Source organism: Paenibacillus spiritus (genome assembly GCF_008710135.1).
Taxonomy (GTDB): Bacteria; Bacillota; Bacilli; order Paenibacillales; family Paenibacillaceae; genus Paenibacillus_AQ; species Paenibacillus_AQ glufosinatiresistens.
Genome location: NZ_VYKK01000015.1, coordinates 317978 through 338108 on the forward strand (window position 1 = coordinate 317978; position 20131 = coordinate 338108).

Consider the following 20131-nt stretch of genomic DNA (forward strand, 5'->3'; position numbering starts at 1 on the left):
ATAGGCAAAAGGGAAGAAAGGGCCGGAGAGGCGCCATATAATGAAACACATCTTCCAAGGGGGAGAGCCAATGACCAATTTCAACTTTCAAGTAACGACAGGCTCGGCGCCGAAATTTGAGCCTTTTATTGCAGTGAACCTGTTAATCCCGGGAATTATGGTTGCGGTGGCGGTCGATACCACAACCGGAGTGCCTCTGATCGGGCTCTACCGGTCGCTGGACGGAGGCGCGAACTGGTCCCAGTCCCTGTTGCCACTGCCGCCCGGATTCAGCGGAGCCGAAGCACCGGCGGTGGCTTACGGATTCCCCAATGTATTCATCGTGACCGCCCATGTCTTTCCGGGCGCGAACAGCGGAACCAGCGTTGCGTACCGGTCCGTTGACAATGGAGCTACCTTCAGTGAACCTGTGATCGTCAACAGCGGCTTTGGCACTTATATCAACAACGATGAAACCAACGTAACCGTGGATGTCAGCCAGTCCAGTCCTTATCTCGGCTTCATCTATGTGTTGTACAATCACCAATTCAACGTGGAGAACGGAGGGAACTCGACCGCATTTCTGAGCCGCTCCAGAGACGGAGGCGCGACCTGGGACACTCCTGTCCTGCTGTCCAGTGAAGCGGAGCAGGTCGAACGCCCGGATGCGGCCGTGGATCTTATCGGAACTGTGTACGGGGCCTGGGTGACCGTGGACCCGGAATACCGGTTTGTCGTCCGCCGATCTGTGGATGGAGGGACTACCTTCGGCGATCCGCGCGAGGTATCGGCTATCGTACCCGTTCCGCCCGTGCTGCCGGTTCCGGGCTACGCCTTCCGGGTGCTCACCTTCGCCAATATTTCGATCGACCGGTCGGTTGGTCCATACACGAACCGGATCTATACGGTATGGCAAGATTTCCGGCAGGGCTATGCGGACATCTTCATGTCCTATTCCAGCGATAACGGTCTTTCCTACTCCGCTCCTGTCAGCATCACCGGCGCGCCGGCAGGCACGCAGAACTTTTTTCCGGCAATCGACGTTGATCCGCTTCTGGGTGTGGTAAATGTGATTTATTACAGCAACCAGGTAAACGGCTACCTGCTGGATGTGTTTGTGGCGAGATCCATCAACGGCGGGCAGACTTTCACCAACACGAGAATTACGAACGAGTCCTTTGATCCCAATGCGGGAGGCACGGGAGTGCCGTTAATCGGCGATTACATCGACATCATCTCGGTTCCGCCGGGCGGCTATATCGGCGTCTGGACCGATACCTCGCCGGGGACGCAGACGATATTTGCCGGATACTCCAATGATGTGATTACCTAAAAAGCCGGCAGGAGACGATCTCCTGCCGGCTTAACAAGTATTCGGGTATTTAGACGCCGGACGGTTATTCGGCTTCTTCCGGACGCGAGTCCGCCAGCACTTCCAGCTCCACTCTGCGGATACGGTGGCGGTTCGCTTCTCGGATCGTAAAGACCGCGTTGCCGTGAACCGTCTGCTTGCCGACGGCCGGTTCGGGGATGTGGCTGTAGACCCAGCCGCCGATCGTTGTCACTTCCTCGTCTTCCAGATCGACGCCGGTCAGGCTCTTCAATTCAGAGAGGGCGAGCTTGCCGTCCACAAGGTAGCGGTGTTCTCCGATCTTCTCGGCCATCTTGGTCTCGTCTTCATCGAATTCGTCGCGGATTTCGCCGACGATTTCCTCCAGAATGTCCTCGATGGTAATGAGGCCCGATGTGCCGCCGTATTCATCAAGCAGCAGGGCGATATGCACCCGCTCCTTCTGCATCCGGGTCAGCAGGGTCTTCACCGGCGTAACCTCCGACACCGTCAGAACGGGATGGATCAGAGAGGCAAAATCAAAATCGGGATTGTTGTCGTACTCCAGATAGAGCTGTTTGGTATTCACCATGCCTATAATTTCATCCTTGCTGCCTTCGGCAACCGGGAAGCGGGTATACTGTTCTTTGCGGATAATCTCCAGGTTCTCCTGGAGGGACCGGTTCGTGTAGAGACAAATCATGTCGGTCCGCGGAACCATAATTTCACGGGCGAGCATTTCGTCAAAAGCAAAGATCCGGTTCACATAGCCGTATTCGGCTTTATTGATCTTGCCACTCTCATAGCTCTCGGACAGAATCAGCCGGATTTCTTCTTCGGAATGCGCTTCTTCATGCTCGCTGGCCGGCTTCATGCCGAACAGGCGAACCAGCAGATTGGCGGAGCCGTTCAGCAGCCAGATCAGCGGGTAGAGAATTTTATAGAACCAGATAATCGGCACTGCGGTGAGGAGACTGATTTCTTCCGCTTTGTTGATGGCCGCCGTCTTCGGTGCCAGTTCGCCCACAACTACATGCAGGAAGGTCGCAATGAAGAAGGCCAGAATGAAGGCAATGATGTGGCTGGCGTCGGTTCCGATATTCAGCCAATCGAACACCGGCAGCAGCATTTCCTCGAAGGCCGGCTCAGCCAGCGCGCCGATGCCCAGGGCGGTAATCGTAATGCCCAGCTGGCAGGCCGAGAGATAACCGTCCAGATTGGCTGCAACTTTCTGCACAGCGACTGCATTCTTGCGTCCTTCCAGCACGAGCTGGCTGATCCGGCTTCCCCGGAGGCGCACCATCGCAAATTCTGTGGCGACAAAAAAAGCGGTTAAAACAATCAAAATCACGACCAGTGTCAAACTAAGTCCTATGCCCATACGAATTCTACCATCCCTTTCGTGTCCAAATGAGTTATAATGGCATTTGGAGTTCATATGAACTTATTCTACGAACTTTTATTGAAAAGATCAAATTTTGATCGAAGGCATGTATCAGAAAGAGGAAAGACCGATCACACTGAAGGACAAGGAGGTACAAGGAGCATGGAATCTTTTATCCTAACCCGCCGGCAGATGTCCCTGCTGATGGCCTCGTTGACGGAGCAGAGCACGATCTGCCCGCTTGCTGTTCTGCAGCAAGCCTGGGGCGGAGCGCACCCCGCCGCGATTGCTGAAGGAACGGCACGGGAAGCGCTGCTGTCCACGCATATTCCGCCGATTCTGGGCAAGATCATCAAGGCAAGCCGTTTTCGCGGCCTCTCGCTGCATGAAATCGCCGAACTCGGTGCCCTGGTTGAGTATTCCACGATTTCTATTACCGCTATGCAGAACTGGGTGAAGCGGGACTTCAGGGAATACTTGGGTTCTCCCCGGCAAGGAAAGAAATATTCCTTGAATCAGGCGGCGCTTCTCCTTATGGTCGACGACCTGAAGGCCGCACTCGACTTCGAGAGCATCCGGCGGCTGTTCGGCAAGCTGTTCCGCCATCCGGACACCGATGCCGACGATATTATGGAACCCTTTCAGGTATACGGCGCCTACGCCGAGTTGTTCGAATACTGCCGCAGCGAAGGGCTTCAGGAGCGGGAGAGAGTCGCCCGCGCAATCTCGGCGTGGATCGAAGGCTTCGAAGGAACGGCCGGCGGACAAGCCGGAGAGGCTGACAGAGCCGGCGGCCTGCCGGTCTCCGGCAAGTGGCGCAGCCGGATCGCAAGGCTCGGTCTCGGCGAGCGGGAGACGCTGCGCCAGACCCTGCATATTGCCCTTGTTGCGGTGCAGGCCTGCGCCTGCCAGGCGCTTGCCCGGCAGTACGCCAACGCCGTTCTGTTTCTGGACGCCTGAACACGGGTACTCGAAGGTAATCTAACTAGGAGGTTGGCTGGATATGGCGAACACATTATGGAAGGAGCGAAGGACCCGCAAGCTTCTTGGCAGCGCCGGCTTCAGCTGGCTGTTCGATGCCATGGATGTGGGCATTATCTCGTTCGTGGCGGCCGCTCTGGCCAAGGATTGGGACCTGTCGGCGGGCCAGGTCGGATGGCTGACCAGCCTGAATTCGCTCGGCATGGCCTTCGGGGCAGCCGCGGCAGGCGTACTGGCCGACCGCTACGGACGCAAGAGCATTCTGCTCTGGACGCTTCTGATCTTCTCTGCGGCCAGCGGGCTGTCCGCTCTGGCCACCGGCTTCGCCATGCTGTGCGTTCTGAGATTCATTGCCGGCTTCGGTCTGGGCGGGGAGCTTCCCGTTGCCTCTACGCTCGTCTCCGAGAGTGTGCCCGCAGAGGAGCGCGGGCGGGCGGTTGTGCTTCTGGAGAGCTTCTGGGCAATCGGCTGGATTGCCGCCGCGCTGATCGCGTACTTCATCATCCCCGATTACGGATGGAGAGTTGCTTTTGCCATCGGGGCGGTCCCCGCGCTCTACGCGCTCTATCTGCGACGGGCGATTGAAGATTCGCCGAGGTTCGGAAGGGTGAAGCCGGCACCGCTGCGGAGCCGGATCGCGGCGGTCTGGTCGGGGGAGCACCGGAAATCCACGATTATGCTGTGGGTGCTGTGGTTCACCGTGGTGTTCTCTTACTACGGAATGTTCCTGTGGCTGCCGACGGTGATGGTCATCAAGGGATACAGTCTGGTCAAAAGCTTCGAGTATGTGCTGGTCATGACGCTGGCTCAGCTTCCCGGCTACTTCACGGCCGCCTATTTCATCGAGAAATTCGGCCGGCGCTTCGTCCTGGTCCTGTATCTGGCGGGAACGGCCGCCAGCGCAGCCTGGTTCGGAACAGCCGACAGCACAACTCTGCTGATCGCCGCCGGGATCTGCCTGTCGTTCTTCAATCTCGGGGCATGGGGCGGCATGTACGCTTATACGCCAGAGCTGTATCCGACTTCGGTCCGCTCGACCGGAACGGGACTCGCCGCTTCCTTCGGCCGGATCGGCGGCATCATTGCGCCGCTCCTGGTCGGATTTCTGGTTGAACGCGGCGTCGGGCTGTCCGTCATCTTCGGCATGTTCTTCGTTATGGTGCTGATTGGCGCGGCGGCGGTGCTGTTCCTGGGCAAAGAGACCAAAGGAATCGAGATCGGATAGGCAGGCGGATGTCCGCCCGGGTGAGTCTTCTCTTCAGGCAGGGACGTTAATCCCTGCCTTTTTGGCGCGCCGAAGCGAATAAATGTTCCCGCCGGGCGGAGACTCCGGCGGCATTCATGGTATAATGGAGCTTACTTAGATAATGGCGGCAGGCTTCTGGCAGCCGCAGGGGAGCGTATCGTGATGAGACATGACCATGAGCCCCGCTTCTCGGAGCTGATCTTCGAGAACGAGCAGCGGGAGATGCCGGTTCCGCCGCGGGATTCCGCTGCGGCCCGGGAGGACGGCGCAGACGGCCGAAGCCGGAAGCAAGGGAAGCCCGGCCCGAAGGGAGGAAGGACAGAACCGGTTCCGCCGCGGCAGATCTCCCTCTGGGAGGAGGCCTCCCCCGGACCGGGTCGTTCGTCTGCGCCGGCGAATGGACCGGGCCGCCTGAGAGGCGAGGCCCCGGTTCCGGCCCGTACGCTGCCGCCTGCGGGAACCCCGCAGGCCAGGATACCCGGCCGTCCGCCATCTCCGGCCGAAAGACCGGCCCAGCCGCTCCGCCAGACCGCCGGACCCGGGAACCGGCCGCCGACGACGGAGAGCCTGTTCGCGGAGCGGGCCGGAGAACTGGCGACGTACCGCGAGCCGGAGGCCGAATTTGTCCCCTTCAAGAGCTATTGGCCGACCTACGGCCATATGGACCGCCACCAGACGAAATGGTATTTCTACTGGCGGAACGAGGTGCGGGAAGGGCGTTATCCGAAGACCGACCTATCGTATATTTTTCTGCATGTGTACGAGCTCATTAACGGAGTCGGCTGGGAGACCCCCGAAGACGGCGCCAGGCAGCTGAATGCGATCTGGGAAGCCTACCGGCATGCATACAAGCGCCTGGATCAGTATCTGGGCGGCTGGATCGCCGATTTCAGTCTGGTGCACGGGCTGAAGCTGCCCTTGGGCACGGTGGTGGAGCGCTCTCGCGGGCTGGCCGGAGATCTGGGAGAGCTGGAACTGGAGCGCTGCCTGACCGCCGCGCCGGACGAGCTGACGCTTGCCGCGCTTCAAATGATGTCGGATTATGACCTGTCGAAATCGAAGTTTTTTGAAGGGGACGGGGAGGAGGCGCTCCGGCGCTGGGTCCCGAAGACCGTGGCCCTGGTTGACGCTTATATTCTCAGGACGCACGGCCAGCGGCTGATCGAGATGTTCCCGCCTGAACCGGCCGTTATGCGGGAACGCTATTTGTTCCGCAGCGCCGTCTACGACATCTCCCTCTACGGCTATTCGGTCGTCGTTCCCGTGGTCCGGGTCAGCAAGACCCCTGCGCTCCGCAGTCTGGTCACCCGGATCTTCCGGCTGACGGAGAATAAACTGCGCGCGCTGATGGGCTACAAAGGCCGGCTGAAAGGCATTTCCATCGACCCGGCGATCAAGGAGCTGGTTGAGAAGTATCTGGACCGCGAGTATGCCCGTTCCCTCCGGGAACAGGCGGGGCCGGCGGTCGTCATTGACCGCAGCCGGCTGGAGCGGCTGCAGAGCGACTCCGATACGGTCCGGGAGCTGCTGACGATCGAAGCGCCCGAGGAAGAAGCCGACGCACCGGCCCCGATTCAGCCGGAGAGCGGAAGGCCCCCCGGGGCCGAAGGGGAAGCGCCGGAAGAGCCGGACGCCGAAGGCGAAGTACCGGAAGAGCCGCAAGCTGGAGGCGAAGCACTGGAAGAGCCGGACGCCGGAGACGGTCCCGGTCTTTCCCTGCCGCCCGAGGCCCCTGCCGAGTGGCGGGATTTCCTCGACGCTCTGCCGTCTTCGCTTCATCCCGTTCTACAGGCGCTCGCCGGCGAGAACGGGAGGGAAGAACTCGCACAGGCGGCGGCTGCGGCGGGAAGGCTGCCCGAGCTTGCCGTCGATGAAATCAATGATGCCGCGATGGAGCATCTGGGCGATCTGCTGATCGACGGAGATCAGTGGAATGAAGAATTTGCTGAGCTGCAGACGTATGTGAAGAGGTGACGTTAATTCATGAATCAGGTCAAAATTCCGAAGCGGGTCCTGACCGCGCTTGTCCACTCTCTGACGGCGGGCGTGGTGCCGCGCATCGGACTTGAGCATATCGCCGTCGGACGGCGGCCGGAGATCGAAGCCATGCTGAGAGATCTCGACAATATCAAGGACGGGGGAGCAGCCTTCCGGCTCATCACAGGGCGATACGGAAGCGGCAAAAGCTTCCTCCTCCAGACCATCCGCAATTATGCGATGGACCGCGGCTTTGCCGTGGCCGATGCCGACTTGTCGCCGGAGCGGCGGCTGGTCGGCACGAAAGGCCAGGGGCTCGCGACCTACCGCGAGCTGATAGGCCATCTCTCCATCCGGACGCGGCCGGACGGCGGAGCGCTGGAATCCATTTTGCAGAAATGGATCTCGGGCATTCAGCAGCGGACGATGGCGGAGCAGGCACTGAGTCCGGACCACCCGGATTTTGCCCCGGCAGTGGAACGGGAAATCTATGAGACGGCCTCGCATCTTAGGGGGCTGGTGCACGGATTCGACTTCGCCAAGGTGCTGGCCGCTTACTGGAACGGGCATAAATCCGCGGACGACGGGCTGAAGGGCGACGCGCTGCGCTGGCTGCGCGGCGAATTCGCGACCAAGACGGACGCCCGCCGCGCGCTCGGGGTGGGCGTCATTATCGACGACGACAACTGGTATGACTATATGAAGCTCTGGGCGGAGTTCTGCGCCGGGATCGGATACGGAGGTCTGCTGCTGTTCATCGACGAAGGCGTCAATCTGTACAAAATCACGAACACGGTCTCGCGCCAGAGCAATTACGAGAAGCTGCTGACCATGTTCAACGACACGATGCAGGGCAAGGCCGAACATCTGGGCATCTTCGTGGGCGGCACGCCGCAGTTCGTTGAAGACAGCCGCAGAGGGCTGTTCAGCTACGAAGCGCTTCGTTCCCGGCTGGTGGGAGGCCGTTACAGCGCTGGCGCCGGCAATTATGCCGGGCCGATTCTGGCGCTTCACATGCTCTCCCACGAGGAGATTCTGGTGCTGCTGCGCCGGCTGACGGACATTCACGCCCAGCATTTCGGCTATTCGCCGGATCTGACCGAAGCCCAGCTGGTCCACTTCATGGAAGCGGCGGTCGGACGGCTGGGCGCGGACGAGCTTCTGACCCCGCGTGAAGTGATCCGCGACTTTCTGGACCTGCTCCATACGCTGCACGAGCACCCGGAGCGCTCCTTCGAGCAGCTGGTCGGGGAGACGGCGGGCCGGAGCGCTGCCGCCACTGCCGCCTCTTCGGAGGAGCCGGCGGATGAGCTGGACGGCTTTCTGGCGGAGTTCGAGCTGTGAGCGGCCCCGGCAGCAATCCGTTCTACCGGCTGGCCCCTTTTGTCAAAGAATTCATCTATAAGAACCGCTGGGAGACGCTCCGGGAAGCGCAGGTGGACGCCTGCCGGGTCATTCTGGACTCGCCGGACCATCTGCTGATTGCCTCGGGTACGGCTTCCGGCAAGACGGAGGCCGCCTTCTTCCCGGCCCTGACCGAGCTGGATGAGCAGCCCTCCTCCTCGGTGGGCATTCTCTATATCGCGCCGCTGAAAGCGCTCATTAACGACCAGTTCACCCGGCTGAACGATCTGCTGCTGGAAGGCGGCATTCCGGTCTGGCATTGGCACGGGGATGTGCCGCAGGCCGAGAAGACGAAGCTCATGCAGAACCCGTCCGGGGTCCTTCAGATTACCCCCGAGTCGCTGGAAGGTCTGCTGATGAACCGGCCGAATGCCATTCCCGCGCTGTTCGGAGATCTGCGCTTCGTGGTCATCGACGAGGTGCACGCGTTCATGGGGGCGGACCGGGGCATTCAGGTGCTCAGCCAGCTCGCCCGCATCGCCTGGATGGCCGGCTGCAATCCGCGCCGGATCGGTCTGTCCGCGACGCTCAGCGACTACGACTCCGTGACGGCCTGGCTTGCGGCGGGGACGAACCGCCGGGTACAGGTGTCCGCTCCCCAGGGCGGGCGCAGGCTGCGGCTCAGCATTGAGCATTTCTCCTTCCCGGATGCGCGCGACGAGAAGCAGGCGGAGCAGCTGGAGCTGGCCCGCAAAGCCTATTATGACTTCATCTACGACCATTCTCATCTCCAAAAAGCGCTCATCTTCACCAACTCCCGTTCCGATGCGGAGAATGCGATCCTGGAGATGCGCCGGATCGCCGCCCGCCGGCAGGAGCCGGATGTGTTCCATGTCCATCACGGCAGCATCTCCTCGATGCTGCGCGAAGAAGCGGAAGCCGCGCTGCGCCAGGGCCCCGGTCCGGCCGTGGCGGCGGCGACGCTGACGCTGGAGCTCGGCATCGACCTCGGCGAACTGGAGCGGGTTCTCCAGCTCGGAGCGCCGTACAGCTGCGCGAGCTTCGTTCAGCGGCTCGGCCGTTCGGGCCGAAGAGCCGGCTCCGCTTCGGAGATGCTGTTCGTCACGCCGGAGGAAGAGGACGAGGAAGCCCAGCTTCCCGCCCGGATGCCCTGGACGCTGCTTCGGGCCATCGCCGTCGTGGAGCTGTATGTCCGCGAACGCTGGGTGGAACCGCTGGAGACGCGCCGGTTCCCGGCGGGTCTTCTGTACCACCAGACGATGAGCATTCTCAAGAGCATGGGCGAAGCAGGGCCGGAGGAACTGAAGCAGGCGGTGCTGGCCCTGCCCTCGTTCCGGGAAATATCGGAAGAGGACTATGAGGCTTTTGTGGAGTATCAGCTTGGGATGGGCCATATCGAGCAGATGGACGAGGGCGGTCTGATTCTTGGCCTTGCCGGAGAGAAGATTGTGAACAACTACCGGTTCCTGGCCGTCTTCAAGGACGACGAAGAACATGTGGTCTATAACGGAACCGAAGAGATCGGGTCCATCACCACCGTTCCGCCGCCGGGTTACTGCTTCTCGCTGGCCGGGAAGCTCTGGAAGGTGGAAGAGGTGGACAAGCGCCATAAGGCCGTCTATGTGAAATCTTCGCGGGGCAAGGTGGATACGCTCTGGCTCGGCGCAGGCGGCGACGTCCATACCCGGGTGATGGCGAAGATCCGCGATATTCTCGGCGCCGAGACGCTGTATCCGTACCTCGCACCGAGCGCGGCTGCCCGGCTCGAACGGGCGCGCAGACTGGCCAGAGAGAGCGGCCTGCTGCTCCGGTCCGTGCTTCCGGCGGGGGGAGACTCGGTGTTCATTCTTCCCTGGACCGGAAGCCGGCCGTTCCGCACGCTGGAGAGGTTGCTGAAGCATAAGCTGACCCGGCCGCTGGGCCTCCGGTCCGTGGTACCGATGGAGCCGTACTATCTGGTCGTCGCCGGGAAAGCCGATGCCGACTGGCTGGAGGCGGCCATTCGGGATGAATGCGCCGGTCTGGACGACCCGCACCTGCTGCTTGCGCCCGGCGAGGCTCCTTTTATCGGCAAATACGATGAATTCATTCCGCCCGACCTGCTGCGCAAGGCGTTCGCGTCGGACGGACTGGATGTCCAGGGACTGAAGAAATCCGTACAAGCCTGGGAGAAGGAAGGCGGGCCCTTCGCCCGCTGACCGTCAAGCGCGTCTGTTGAGCGGCTTGGCTTGTTGCAGCGGTTTGGCCTGTTGTATCGGCCCGTACTTCTCCAACTTCACGAAACACCGCCTCCGCGGCGCGGAGGCGGTGTTTCGTGCGGGGGCGGTTCTCTCGCTTGAACCGACTACAGAAAGACGGCGCCTGCGGCGCCGGCCAGCACGCCGGCAGCCACGACCGCACCTACCAGCAGCCAGACCACCCGGCGCGGGAACGAGCGGTACACCATCAAGAGCGAAGGCAGGCTGACGGCAGGCAGCGTGACCAAGAGCGCGCCGGCCACGCCGGTGCCGAAGCCCAGCGAGAGGAACGTGCCGATAATCGGAATCTCGGCGGCCGTCGGGATAACGAATAAAGTACCGGCGACGGCGAACAGCACAACCATCAGGACGCCGGAGAGCGCACCGGCATCAAGCGAAGGGAACAGCCAGGCCCGAACGGCGCCGAGCAGCAGCACCGCGACAAGGTAAGCCGGAACGATGGCAACCAGCATCCGGCCCATGCTGGCAAGCCAGCGCAGCAGTAGCGGGCGGTTGTCTTCGTCCGCGTCAAATGCTGAATCGGCGGCCGGTTCGGGAACGGTCTGATCTCCGGCGAACCGGTTGGCGAAATAACTGACTCCAAGGGTAAGCGCCAGGCCGAACACGATCCGCATGACGGTGAACTTCCAGTTCAGGACAAAGGCCATGAAGATCAGCGTTGCCGGATTCAGCAGCGGGTTGCCGATCCAGAAGGCCAGGGCAGCGCCGACCGATACGTTCTTCTTGCGCAGGCCCACGGCAATCGGAGCGGCGCAGCAGGAGCACATCATGCCGGGCACGGCTGCGAGCGCTCCGACAGCTGTGCTCTTGAACCCGGCTTGGCCGAGCGTGCGGAGCAGCCAGCGGGTCGGAACCAGCACCTGAACGAGCGAGCCCAGAAGAATGCCGAGGACGGCAGCCTTCCAGACGGCCTTGAAGTAGGCGGACGCATAATCAAGAGCAGCCTGCAGCGAGGGCTCGGGCGTCTTGCCGGTCTCGCCGGTCAGAATGGAGGAGCCCAGCGTATGTTCCGCCGCGGCCTTCAGCGCCTTGCCGTAGTAAGGCCACCATTTGACATAGGACAGACCGGCAATGGCGACGATAAGAAACACGGCGGCAAGAAGGATGGTGCGGGCGCGGCCAGCGCCGGGCTCTGCCGTATGGGAAGAAGGTGACATAAGCTGACTGAACCTCCACGGTGTTTAATTTGAAAATGCTATCTATTATAGCATGTTTTTGCCCGAGACACACTGATTTTGTCCCGTGGACGCAAAGGGCGTATGATAGAATGGACAACCATATGTATTCTCAATAAGGAGTTGAAGTCTCATGTCCGCTTCCGAATCCGTTAAACTGACCTCTCTGTCTTCCAAAGGGGGCTGCGGCTGCAAGATCGGCCCCGCCGATCTCATGCAGGTGATCCGCAGCCTTCCGCCGGCTGTGCCCAATCCCGACCTTCTGGTCGGACTTGATACGAGCGACGATGCCGGCGTATACCGTCTGTCGGACGAGCTTGCGCTGGTCCAGACCGTTGATTTCTTCACTCCGATTGTGGATGACCCCTATGCGTTCGGACAGATTGCCGCAGCCAACGCGCTCAGCGACATCTATGCGATGGGCGGCAAGCCGCTGACCGTGCTTAACATTGTGGCCTTTCCCATCTCCACGCTCGATAAAAGCATCCTGGCCGACATTCTGCGCGGCGCCGCCGACAAGGTCGCCGAAGCCGGCGCCACGCTGGTCGGCGGGCATTCCATTGACGACAAGGAGCCGAAGTTCGGCCTCGCCGTCACGGGAACGGTCCACCCGGACCGGGTGCGCACCAATGCGGGCGCCCGTCCCGGAGATCAGCTTATTCTGACCAAGCCGATCGGCGTCGGCATTCTGACGACCTCCTTGAAGAGGGGGCTGCTGTCGGAAGAGGAAATCCGGCGGGTGACCGCCGTAATGTCTCTGCTGAACAAGACCGCAGCGGAAGCCATGGGTTCCTACGACGTGCACGCCTGCACCGACGTCACGGGCTTCGGGCTGCTGGGACATGCCTCCGAGATGGCCAAAGGCAGCGAAGCCGGTATCATCATCCGCAGCGAAGCCGTAAGAATTCTTCCGCGCGTCCGCGAACTGGCGGAGGCCGGAGCCGTTCCCGGCGGGACGCGGAACAATCTGGCCCATGTGGAGGGATCGGTGATTTTCCCGGAGGAGATGGAGTTGCTCGACCGCTATATTCTGTGCGATGCGGTAACCTCGGGCGGTCTGCTGATCGCGGTGCCGGAAGCGGAAGCGGAAGCCCTGCTGGGCGATCTGTTACAGCTTGGCCTTGAAGCGGCGCACATCGGGGAAGTGACCGGAGACCATCCGGGTATGATCCGGATTATCTGAAGTTCCGTACACCAAGGAGAGCGAAGGAGAGAGGACGTTGTTTCAAGATATATCGCTAACGAAGCTTCAGGAATTGGCGGACCGCAAGGAATTGACCGTCATCGATGTCCGCTCGCCGGGAGAATATGAGAACTCCACCTACCCGGGCAGTGTGAACATCCCTCTGTTCGACAACGAGGAGAGAGCCGAGGTCGGCACGCTGTACAAACAGGCAAGCGTCCAAGCGGCCAAGCAGCGGGGGCTGGAGATTGTCTCCGCCAAGCTGCCCGCTTTTATCCGTAAGTTCGAAGAAATTCCGGGAGCGAAGGCGGTGTTCTGCTGGAGGGGCGGGATGCGGAGCCGGACGACGGCGACCCTCCTGTCTCTGATGGATATTCATGTCTACCGGCTGGAGGGCGGCTACAAAGCTTACCGCAAATGGGTCGTGGATTCGCTCGAAGCCTTCGACTTCACCCCTGATTCCTGGGTGATTGAGGGTTACACCGGTACGGGTAAAACAGAACTGCTGCGCCGCCTGGCTGCCCGCGGCCTGCCTGCGCTTGATCTGGAGGGAATGGCCGGACACCGGGGGTCCATCTTCGGCCAGGTGGGACTTCGCCCCCACAACCAGAAGACCTTCGACAGCCTGCTGCTTGCGAAGCTGCTGGAATACCGGGATGCTCCTTTCGTGTTGTTCGAAGCGGAGAGCATGCGGATCGGGCGTGTGGTGATGCCTTCATTCATGGGTGAACAGAAGGAGAAGGGAACCCGAATCCGGATTGAACTGCCGCTTGAAGAGCGGGTCCGGCAGATTATGGCGGACTATCGTCCGCAAGAACACGGACCGGCCATCCTTGATGCCTTCAGAATCATCAAGTCGCGGATTCATATTCCGGTCGCCGCCGAAATCGAGCGCCATCTGCTTGCCGGCCGCTATGCGGATGCCGTTCCGCTTCTTCTGGAATATTACTATGATCCGCTCTACGATCACACCGCCGCTTCGGAGGAAGATACGAACACCCGGGTGCTCCGGGTGTCCGGTGTAGATGAAGCGGAACGGGAGGTCGTCCGGCTCCTGCAGGACCGTTACCGCCTCCCGGATACTCTATAGAAAGCAGGAAGGACTGTGAAGCTGCTCACCTTGAACACCCATTCCTGGATGGAAGACAATCAGGAAGCGAAGATTCGCGAGCTTGCCCGTTTCATTCGGGAAGAACATTTTGACGTCATTGCCCTTCAGGAAGTCAATCAGAGCAAGGGAGAAATGGCGGCCACGGATCTCGAACTGGAGCGTTTTGTACCCGCCGAGCCGGATATCCGGATTGCCCGCGATAACTTTGCGCTCGTGCTGCTCCGGGAGATCGGCCTGCCGTACTGGTGGACCTGGGTTCCGGTGCATACCGGCTTTGTCCGTTATGATGAAGGCATCGCGCTGCTCAGCCGGACTCCGATCGGGGAAGCCTTCAGCGAGTATGTGTCGGAAATGAGAGACTACGAGAATTATCGTACCCGCAAAATCGCCGGTATCCGCACCTCGTCGGCAGCGAAAGAGAGCTGGTTTGTCAGCGGCCACTTCGGCTGGTGGGAAGACGGGAAGGAGCTCTTCAGCCGGCAGTGGGACAACGCCCAGGCGTGTCTGGATGCGCTGGCTCCCGCCGCCGTCTACGTGATGGGCGATTTCAACAATGCGGCCGAGGTGCGGGGAGAAGGCTATGATTATGTCCGTTCCCGGGGATGGACCGATCTGTACGAAGCGGCGGAGGAGAAGGACGACGGAGCGACCGTGGTCAAAGCGATCAAGGGCTGGGAAGGCAACCGCTCCCCGCTGCGCATTGATCTGATCTGGAGCAGCCGGACCGCGGCGGTTCGCTCGTGCTTGGTTGCGCTGAATGGCGTCCGGGGCGGCGTGGTGTCGGATCATTTTGGGGTTATGGCCGACATTTACCAATCTGCAAGCGGATTAAATTCTCCGGCTCAATGCCATACTGATAGCATTAACCGGAGGTGAGAATCACTTGTATTTCTACCGAGAAGATTTGATTAATGTCATTGTTCCCGATAAACCCGATCCGGCTGCGGCGAAGGTTCTTCAGGAGACGCTGGGCGGACGGTTCGGCGAGATGCGCACGATGATGCAGTTCTTCTTCCAGAGCAGCAACTTCCGGGGAACGGCCAAGCCGTACCAGGATTTGATCCGCGGCGTCTTTCTGGAAGAGATCAGCCATGTGGAGCTGGTGCAGCATACGATCAACCAGCTTTTGACCGGCTCGGGCGATCCGATGCCCGGGAATTCCGGCGTCGACGGCGCGCCGCTGAACGAGGCGATCAAGCATGCGAATCCTCATCATTTTATTATGGGGGCCCAGAGTTCGCTGCCTGTCGATGCCGCAGGCAATCCTTGGAACGGCAACTATGTCTATTCCCACGGCAATCTGATCAGCGATCTGCTGGACAATCTGGTGCTGGAATCGACGGGTGTTCTCCAGAAATCCCGAATCTACGAAATGAGTACCAACAAGACCTTCCGAGAGACGCTGGCCTTCCTTATTGTCCGTGACAATGCGCACCAGAACGCATTCGCCAAAGCGCTGGAGACCCTGGGCGTGCAGTGGGGCAAGCTGTTCCCCGTCCCGAACTACGACATCAACAAGTACCCGGAATGCCGGAAATATGTAGAACTTGGCTACCACAACGCTCAGTTCAATTTCCGCCTGGACGCTACGCAGATTGCGGAGATCTTCAGCGGCCAGACGCCGAGCCGCAACGGAGGAACGCTTGAAGTCGTGGACCCGCCGGCCGGATTCCCGGTACCGGTCATGCCGGAGCTCCCGAACGAGCACAGTCCGGGTCTGAACGATCTCAACGCCTGATCCCCGCTCTGAGCGGGAACGGATTCTTCCTGAAGGAACACCTTCCTGGGCGTCTGCGCCCTGGAGGGTGTTCCTTTATTTTGGAATCTGCTGATGAAGGAGACCTGTCATGAAGATTCGCTGGAGCCGGGGATTCCGGCTTATTCTAATGCTCCTGCTGGCCGCTGCCCTTGTGAGTGTGTCCGCTTCCGATGCCGTCCGTCCTCTGGCAGCAGGGACGGTGCGTTCTTTATCGGGCGGCCGTCTTCAGCCGCTCATTCTTCCCTCGGATCTGACAGAGGCTTACCGCAGATTGGGGCAAGCCATGTTCGTTCCAGACGAACCCGGCCGCAGGGTAGGCGGTTCCAAGAAGCCGAGATTGTGGGGCCGGGGGGCCGGAAGCCATGTGATTCTCATTCAGCTTGAATCCTTTCAGAACTTCCTGATGCGGGTGAAGGTCGAGGGGCAGGAAGTCACACCGAACCTGAACCGGCTTGCCGGTGAAAGTCTGTATTACCCCAACGTCTTCCAGCAGATTGGACGGGGAAATACCTCGGATGCCGAATTTGTTGCCAACACTTCCCTGTATCCGGTCGGGAACGAGCCCATGTTCGAGCAATATGCCGACCGCAGCATCCCGAGTCTGGCCCGGCTGCTGGGAGCCCAAGGGTATCGGACCTGGACCTTTCATGTCAATAAGGCCAGCTTCTGGAACCGGTCGCGCATGTATCCGGCGCTGGGCTTCGATGCTTATTTTGACAAGCCCTTTTTCCGTCCCGAGCGATTCAGCCGGTTCGGCGCTTCAGACGAAGAACTGTTCCGCGCGGGACTGAAGAAGCTGAAGCAGGCCGACCGCGCCGGACAGAAGATCTTCGCCCAGTTCGTTACGGTATCGAGCCACTCGCCTTTCTCCATCCCAGAGGAGAGTGTCCGGCTCCACATGGAGAGCAAGCAGGCCAAAACGCTCCTTGGCCGATACGCCGCTTCGGTTCACTATACCGATGATGCGCTCGGGAAGTTTATTGAAGGGCTGAGATCATCGGGGCTGTGGGAGAAGAGCCTGGTGGTGGTCTACGGGGACCATTTTGGCCTCAACCGGAAGAAATATAACCCGGAGACGATCCGCAAAGTGCTGGACTCCCGGTATTTGGCGGCCCTGGATACCTACAACGTGCCGCTCCTGATCCATTGGCCGGGCCAACGGGAGGGTGAGGAGATCCGGCAGGCCGGCGGCCAGATTGATATTTTGCCGACCCTTGCGAATCTACTCGGAATCCGGCTGGAGACAGAGCCGTTCCTGGTATTCGGCCATGATCTGCTCAATGTTCGACGCAATCTGATCGGCATCCGGTACTACCTTCGGACAGGCTCGTTCGTCAATAATGAAGTCCTCTTCGCCGCAGGCCCGCACGGATTCCGGGACGGAACCGCCATCTCGCTGGATACCCGCAAGCCGGTCGCGCTTCGTTCGGAATGGAGGCGCCAGTGCGAATGGATCATGGAATGGGAGAAGCTGTCGGACCGCTACGTGAACCTTCTGCCCCGGATACCGGATTCCCCAAAGCGGGATACCGGCGGCTGAGGGTCATTATGAGCGTGGCCGCCATTTCCCCATTATTTGCTATAATTTCCTGTACATCCACCGGCAGAGAGTGGAGATATTATGATCCGGGGAAAAATTTCAGAAAAGGGATATGCCCGGATAAGGTGGAGGCCTATGAGACGAAGCATCTGCACCCAATACCGTTCCAAACTTATTGCTGTAATCGTAGCTATAACCCTTCTGTCTCTGTCGGCAAGAGCGGCGGCTGACGGTCTAACCGATGCGGAGCATGAAATCCAACCGGCGCTGGAGGACTTGTACAAGGCCAGAGCCGAGGCGTTTGTCAATCAGGATATTCAGAAACTCAAAGACTATTACCTGGATGAGAAGATCAGCCGGATCGCTCTGGAGCATGAGCATAACCAAATTCAATACCTCAATAAGTGGTCTGACAAAAGAGCGATTCAGCTGACCCATTCCCAATGCGCGATCCGGATTATCCGCCAGCGGATTACCGGGGATCGGGCGGTCGTCTCCCTGGTCCAATCCCACCGGATTGGATATATGTATGAGAACCGGTTTTTGCCGGAGCAATTTTTCGGTGTGGGAACCAGACATTTTATTACTTTAAAAAAGAAAGACGGACGATGGAAGGTATCCAGGGAATGGTATCTGGACCCTCTGGACGAGAATCCCAAGAAGATATCCGATGGCCCAGACGGGTTAGCCCCTTCGGTTAAGGCTAAATCCTCCGAGCCTCCGAAGAGCCAAAAGTATAACCGCAAGCGCGCGGTCGAGTATGCCAACAAGTATGCCGGAGCCGCATGGGGAGCGGGAAACCGTCACCGATACAATCCGAAATACTTGGATTACACCAGTAAAGGCGGGGACTGTACCAACTTTGCTTCCCAAATCATAGGAGATTCGGAAGGCGGAGGGTTGCCGGCGAGAGGGAATTGGCGCTATTTCGATCGTTCAGGCGGTACTCAGACCTGGGTTCAGACCGATTCTTTCAGCCGGTTCCTGATCGGTTCCGGTTACGGGAAGCTTCTTGCCAAGGGAACCTATGAGCAGATTACCAGGCCGTCCGACCAATACCCGGACAGCGCCATTTCGTCGCTGGAGCCGGGAGATCTGATCGGGTATATCCTGCATAATAACGATACGGACCATTTCTCTGTGGTGGTCGGATTTGATGACTATGGTTATCCGCTGGTTAATTCGCATACGGCCGACCGTTACCGGGTCCCGTTTGATTTAGGGTGGGACAGCGAGACCCGATATCAGCTGTTTCATATCCGGGACTAAGCTTGTCAGCATATGAGGGGTTCCCTGTCATACACATAGAGATAACCATCTTTAGGTGAGGCAGGAGGAGAAGATGAGGATACCCCGGCTGCTTAAGCAATGGGCGATCAGAGCCGGCGCCATGCTCGCAGTGAAGCTGATTGGACTCGTCGGCCGTGTAATCCTTACGCGGATCATCGGTGCAGAAGGAATCGGCCTGTATCAGATTGCGTATTCCTTTTACGGATTTCTCCTCATGCTTACGAGCGGATTTCCCACGACGCTTGCTATGGCAACGGCGAAGGGGCCTAAACAGGGATGGAGGGTACTCATCCGGGTATCCCAATGTCTGATTCTGTGCTGCGGCCTGCTTAGTCTGGCCGTATTCTGGTGCCGGAAGGACATCGCCGTCCTCCTGGGCAACGCGGAGCTGGAGTACGCCATTCACAGTCTTGCCTTGTCTTTATTTGCAGTTCCGCTGCTGGGATTGGTGCGCGGATATTTGCAAGGAATGAAGCAGTTCGGGATCATAGCGCTCTCCGAGATCGTGGAGCAATCCGTTCGGTTCCTCTGCATGCTCCTTCTGATTGGCCAATTCTTGTCTCTCGGCGTCGCGCAGGCTATGGGATACGGGTTATACGGCACCTTCGCGGGCGCATTTATCTCCTTTAGTCTGCTGACGCTCTTTATCTCGGTTAATAAGGACAAGATGCCCTCCAACAGAACCGGTGACGCCTTCATTACCCTTTCCTGGTTCGCAAAAACTTCGCTGGCGATCTCCGCTACCCGGTTGTTTGTACCGCTGTCTGAATTTCTGGATGCGCTTATTGTTCCGAACCGTCTTATAGCGGCGGGCTACAGCGCTGCTGAATCCACCGCTATTTACGGAGTTGTGTACGGCATGGCGGTCCTCGTGGTGTATGCTCCCACCCTGTTCACCGGAGCGCTTAGTCATATCTTAACGAGCCATATGGTGGCCGAGTCGCAGCGGGGGAAGAACGTCACCTTCATGGCGTTATGCAGGACGGCCTTCAGTACAAGCTGGATCTGGGGAGGCGTCACTGGTTTATTCTTATTTGTGTATGCGGAAGAACTGTCCTTCTATATCTTTCATACCGACAGTGCAAGTCAGGTGATTCGGCTTCTCGCTTGGATTCCCCTGATTGTGGGCTTTCGCGAAGTTTCTACGAGCGTTCTATGGGCGGAGGATATTCGGAAGAATCCTTTCCTTGGTCTTCTTACGGGAATCGCCTGTTCGATCGTATGCCAATTCACTTTGGTGGGGATTCCCGGCTTTGGATACAAGGGGGCGGCCATAGCCATTTTGGTGCTTGAAGGCATGGCGACCCTTTGGAATTTGAGCGTTCTCCGCAACAAGCAGATTACCGTGGCGGGCATGGCGAAGCCCTTGCTTATGGATTTGGCTTTTGGACTTCTGGTACTGTTGGGAATCATTCACTTCTTTCATCCGCAATCCGGAAGCCTATTGAGCCTGTGGCGCTTCGTGCAGGTCATTGTGGTCTACTTCACCGCCTCGGGGATCTATATGTATTATCGCGGTGTACGAAAATTCATGTAGGAACATCGACGTTCAT

At 59.3% G+C, this 20131-nt stretch carries 15 protein-coding genes; 13 read left to right on the top strand and 2 right to left on the bottom strand.

Going from position 1 to position 20131, the window contains the following annotated elements:
• The first annotated feature begins 70 nt into the window (after positions 1–70).
• Complete coding sequence (locus F4V43_RS12340) at positions 71–1312, top strand: sialidase family protein (RefSeq protein ID WP_150458528.1); 1242 nt, start codon at positions 71–73, stop codon at positions 1310–1312.
• Between the two features lie 64 nt (positions 1313–1376).
• On the opposite strand, the gene F4V43_RS12345 is transcribed toward F4V43_RS12340, so the two are convergent.
• Positions 1377–2690 carry a hemolysin family protein gene (locus F4V43_RS12345; RefSeq protein WP_150458529.1) on the bottom strand — a complete coding sequence of 438 codons (1314 nt, stop codon included), beginning with the start codon at positions 2688–2690 and terminating at the stop codon, positions 1377–1379.
• Positions 2691–2855: 165 nt separating this feature from the next.
• Here F4V43_RS12345 and F4V43_RS12350 point away from each other — a divergent pair, with 165 nt between their 5' ends.
• The 5 genes from F4V43_RS12350 to F4V43_RS12370 all read left to right on the top strand — a co-directional run bounded on the left by F4V43_RS12350 (position 2856) and on the right by F4V43_RS12370 (position 10460).
• Positions 2856–3653, top strand: coding sequence for a DUF1836 domain-containing protein (locus F4V43_RS12350; protein WP_150458530.1), 798 nt, complete (start codon positions 2856–2858; stop codon positions 3651–3653).
• Positions 3654–3696: 43 nt separating this feature from the next.
• Positions 3697–4899 (top strand): MFS transporter, encoded by a 1203-nt coding sequence (locus F4V43_RS12355; RefSeq protein ID WP_150458531.1) that lies wholly within the window; start codon positions 3697–3699, stop codon positions 4897–4899.
• A 183-nt stretch (positions 4900–5082) separates the two neighbouring features.
• Entirely contained in the window at positions 5083–6894 is a 1812-nt protein-coding gene (locus F4V43_RS12360; RefSeq protein ID WP_150458532.1) for a TerB N-terminal domain-containing protein, read from the top strand.
• Between the two features lie 9 nt (positions 6895–6903).
• Positions 6904–8241, top strand: coding sequence for an ATP-binding protein (locus F4V43_RS12365; protein WP_150458533.1), 1338 nt, complete (start codon positions 6904–6906; stop codon positions 8239–8241).
• Complete coding sequence (locus F4V43_RS12370) at positions 8238–10460, top strand: DEAD/DEAH box helicase (protein ID WP_150458534.1); 2223 nt, start codon at positions 8238–8240, stop codon at positions 10458–10460. Before F4V43_RS12365 ends, F4V43_RS12370 begins: the two co-directional genes overlap by 4 nt.
• A 146-nt stretch (positions 10461–10606) precedes the next feature.
• Here the strand turns inward: F4V43_RS12370 and F4V43_RS12375 are convergent, their stop codons facing one another.
• Positions 10607–11677: a permease gene (locus tag F4V43_RS12375; protein WP_150458535.1), complete on the bottom strand. Its 1071-nt coding sequence runs from the start codon at positions 11675–11677 to the stop codon at positions 10607–10609.
• A gap of 151 nt (positions 11678–11828) precedes the next feature.
• Here F4V43_RS12375 and selD point away from each other — a divergent pair, with 151 nt between their 5' ends.
• The 7 genes from selD (at position 11829) to F4V43_RS12410 (ending at position 20115) form a co-directional block, all read left to right on the top strand.
• Positions 11829–12878, top strand: a complete 1050-nt coding sequence (gene selD / locus F4V43_RS12380) for a selenide, water dikinase SelD (protein ID WP_150458536.1) — start codon at positions 11829–11831, stop codon at positions 12876–12878.
• Between the two features lie 37 nt (positions 12879–12915).
• Positions 12916–13968, top strand: a complete 1053-nt coding sequence (gene mnmH, locus F4V43_RS12385; protein WP_150458537.1) for a tRNA 2-selenouridine(34) synthase MnmH — start codon at positions 12916–12918, stop codon at positions 13966–13968.
• Positions 13969–13983: 15 nt separating this feature from the next.
• Entirely contained in the window at positions 13984–14865 is an 882-nt protein-coding gene (locus F4V43_RS12390; protein WP_150458538.1) for an endonuclease/exonuclease/phosphatase family protein, read from the top strand.
• A gap of 7 nt (positions 14866–14872) precedes the next feature.
• The gene (locus F4V43_RS12395; RefSeq protein ID WP_150458539.1) at positions 14873–15727 is read left to right on the top strand and encodes a manganese catalase family protein; all 855 of its coding nucleotides are present in this window, start codon (positions 14873–14875) and stop codon (positions 15725–15727) included.
• Positions 15728–15836: 109 nt separating this feature from the next.
• Complete coding sequence (locus F4V43_RS12400; protein ID WP_150458540.1) at positions 15837–17288, top strand: LTA synthase family protein; 1452 nt, start codon at positions 15837–15839, stop codon at positions 17286–17288.
• Between the two features lie 135 nt (positions 17289–17423).
• Entirely contained in the window at positions 17424–18557 is a 1134-nt protein-coding gene (locus F4V43_RS12405) for an amidase domain-containing protein (protein WP_150458541.1), read from the top strand.
• 73 nt (positions 18558–18630) lie between these two features.
• Positions 18631–20115, top strand: a complete 1485-nt coding sequence (locus tag F4V43_RS12410) for an oligosaccharide flippase family protein (RefSeq protein WP_150458542.1) — start codon at positions 18631–18633, stop codon at positions 20113–20115.
• Positions 20116–20131 lie beyond the last annotated feature (16 nt).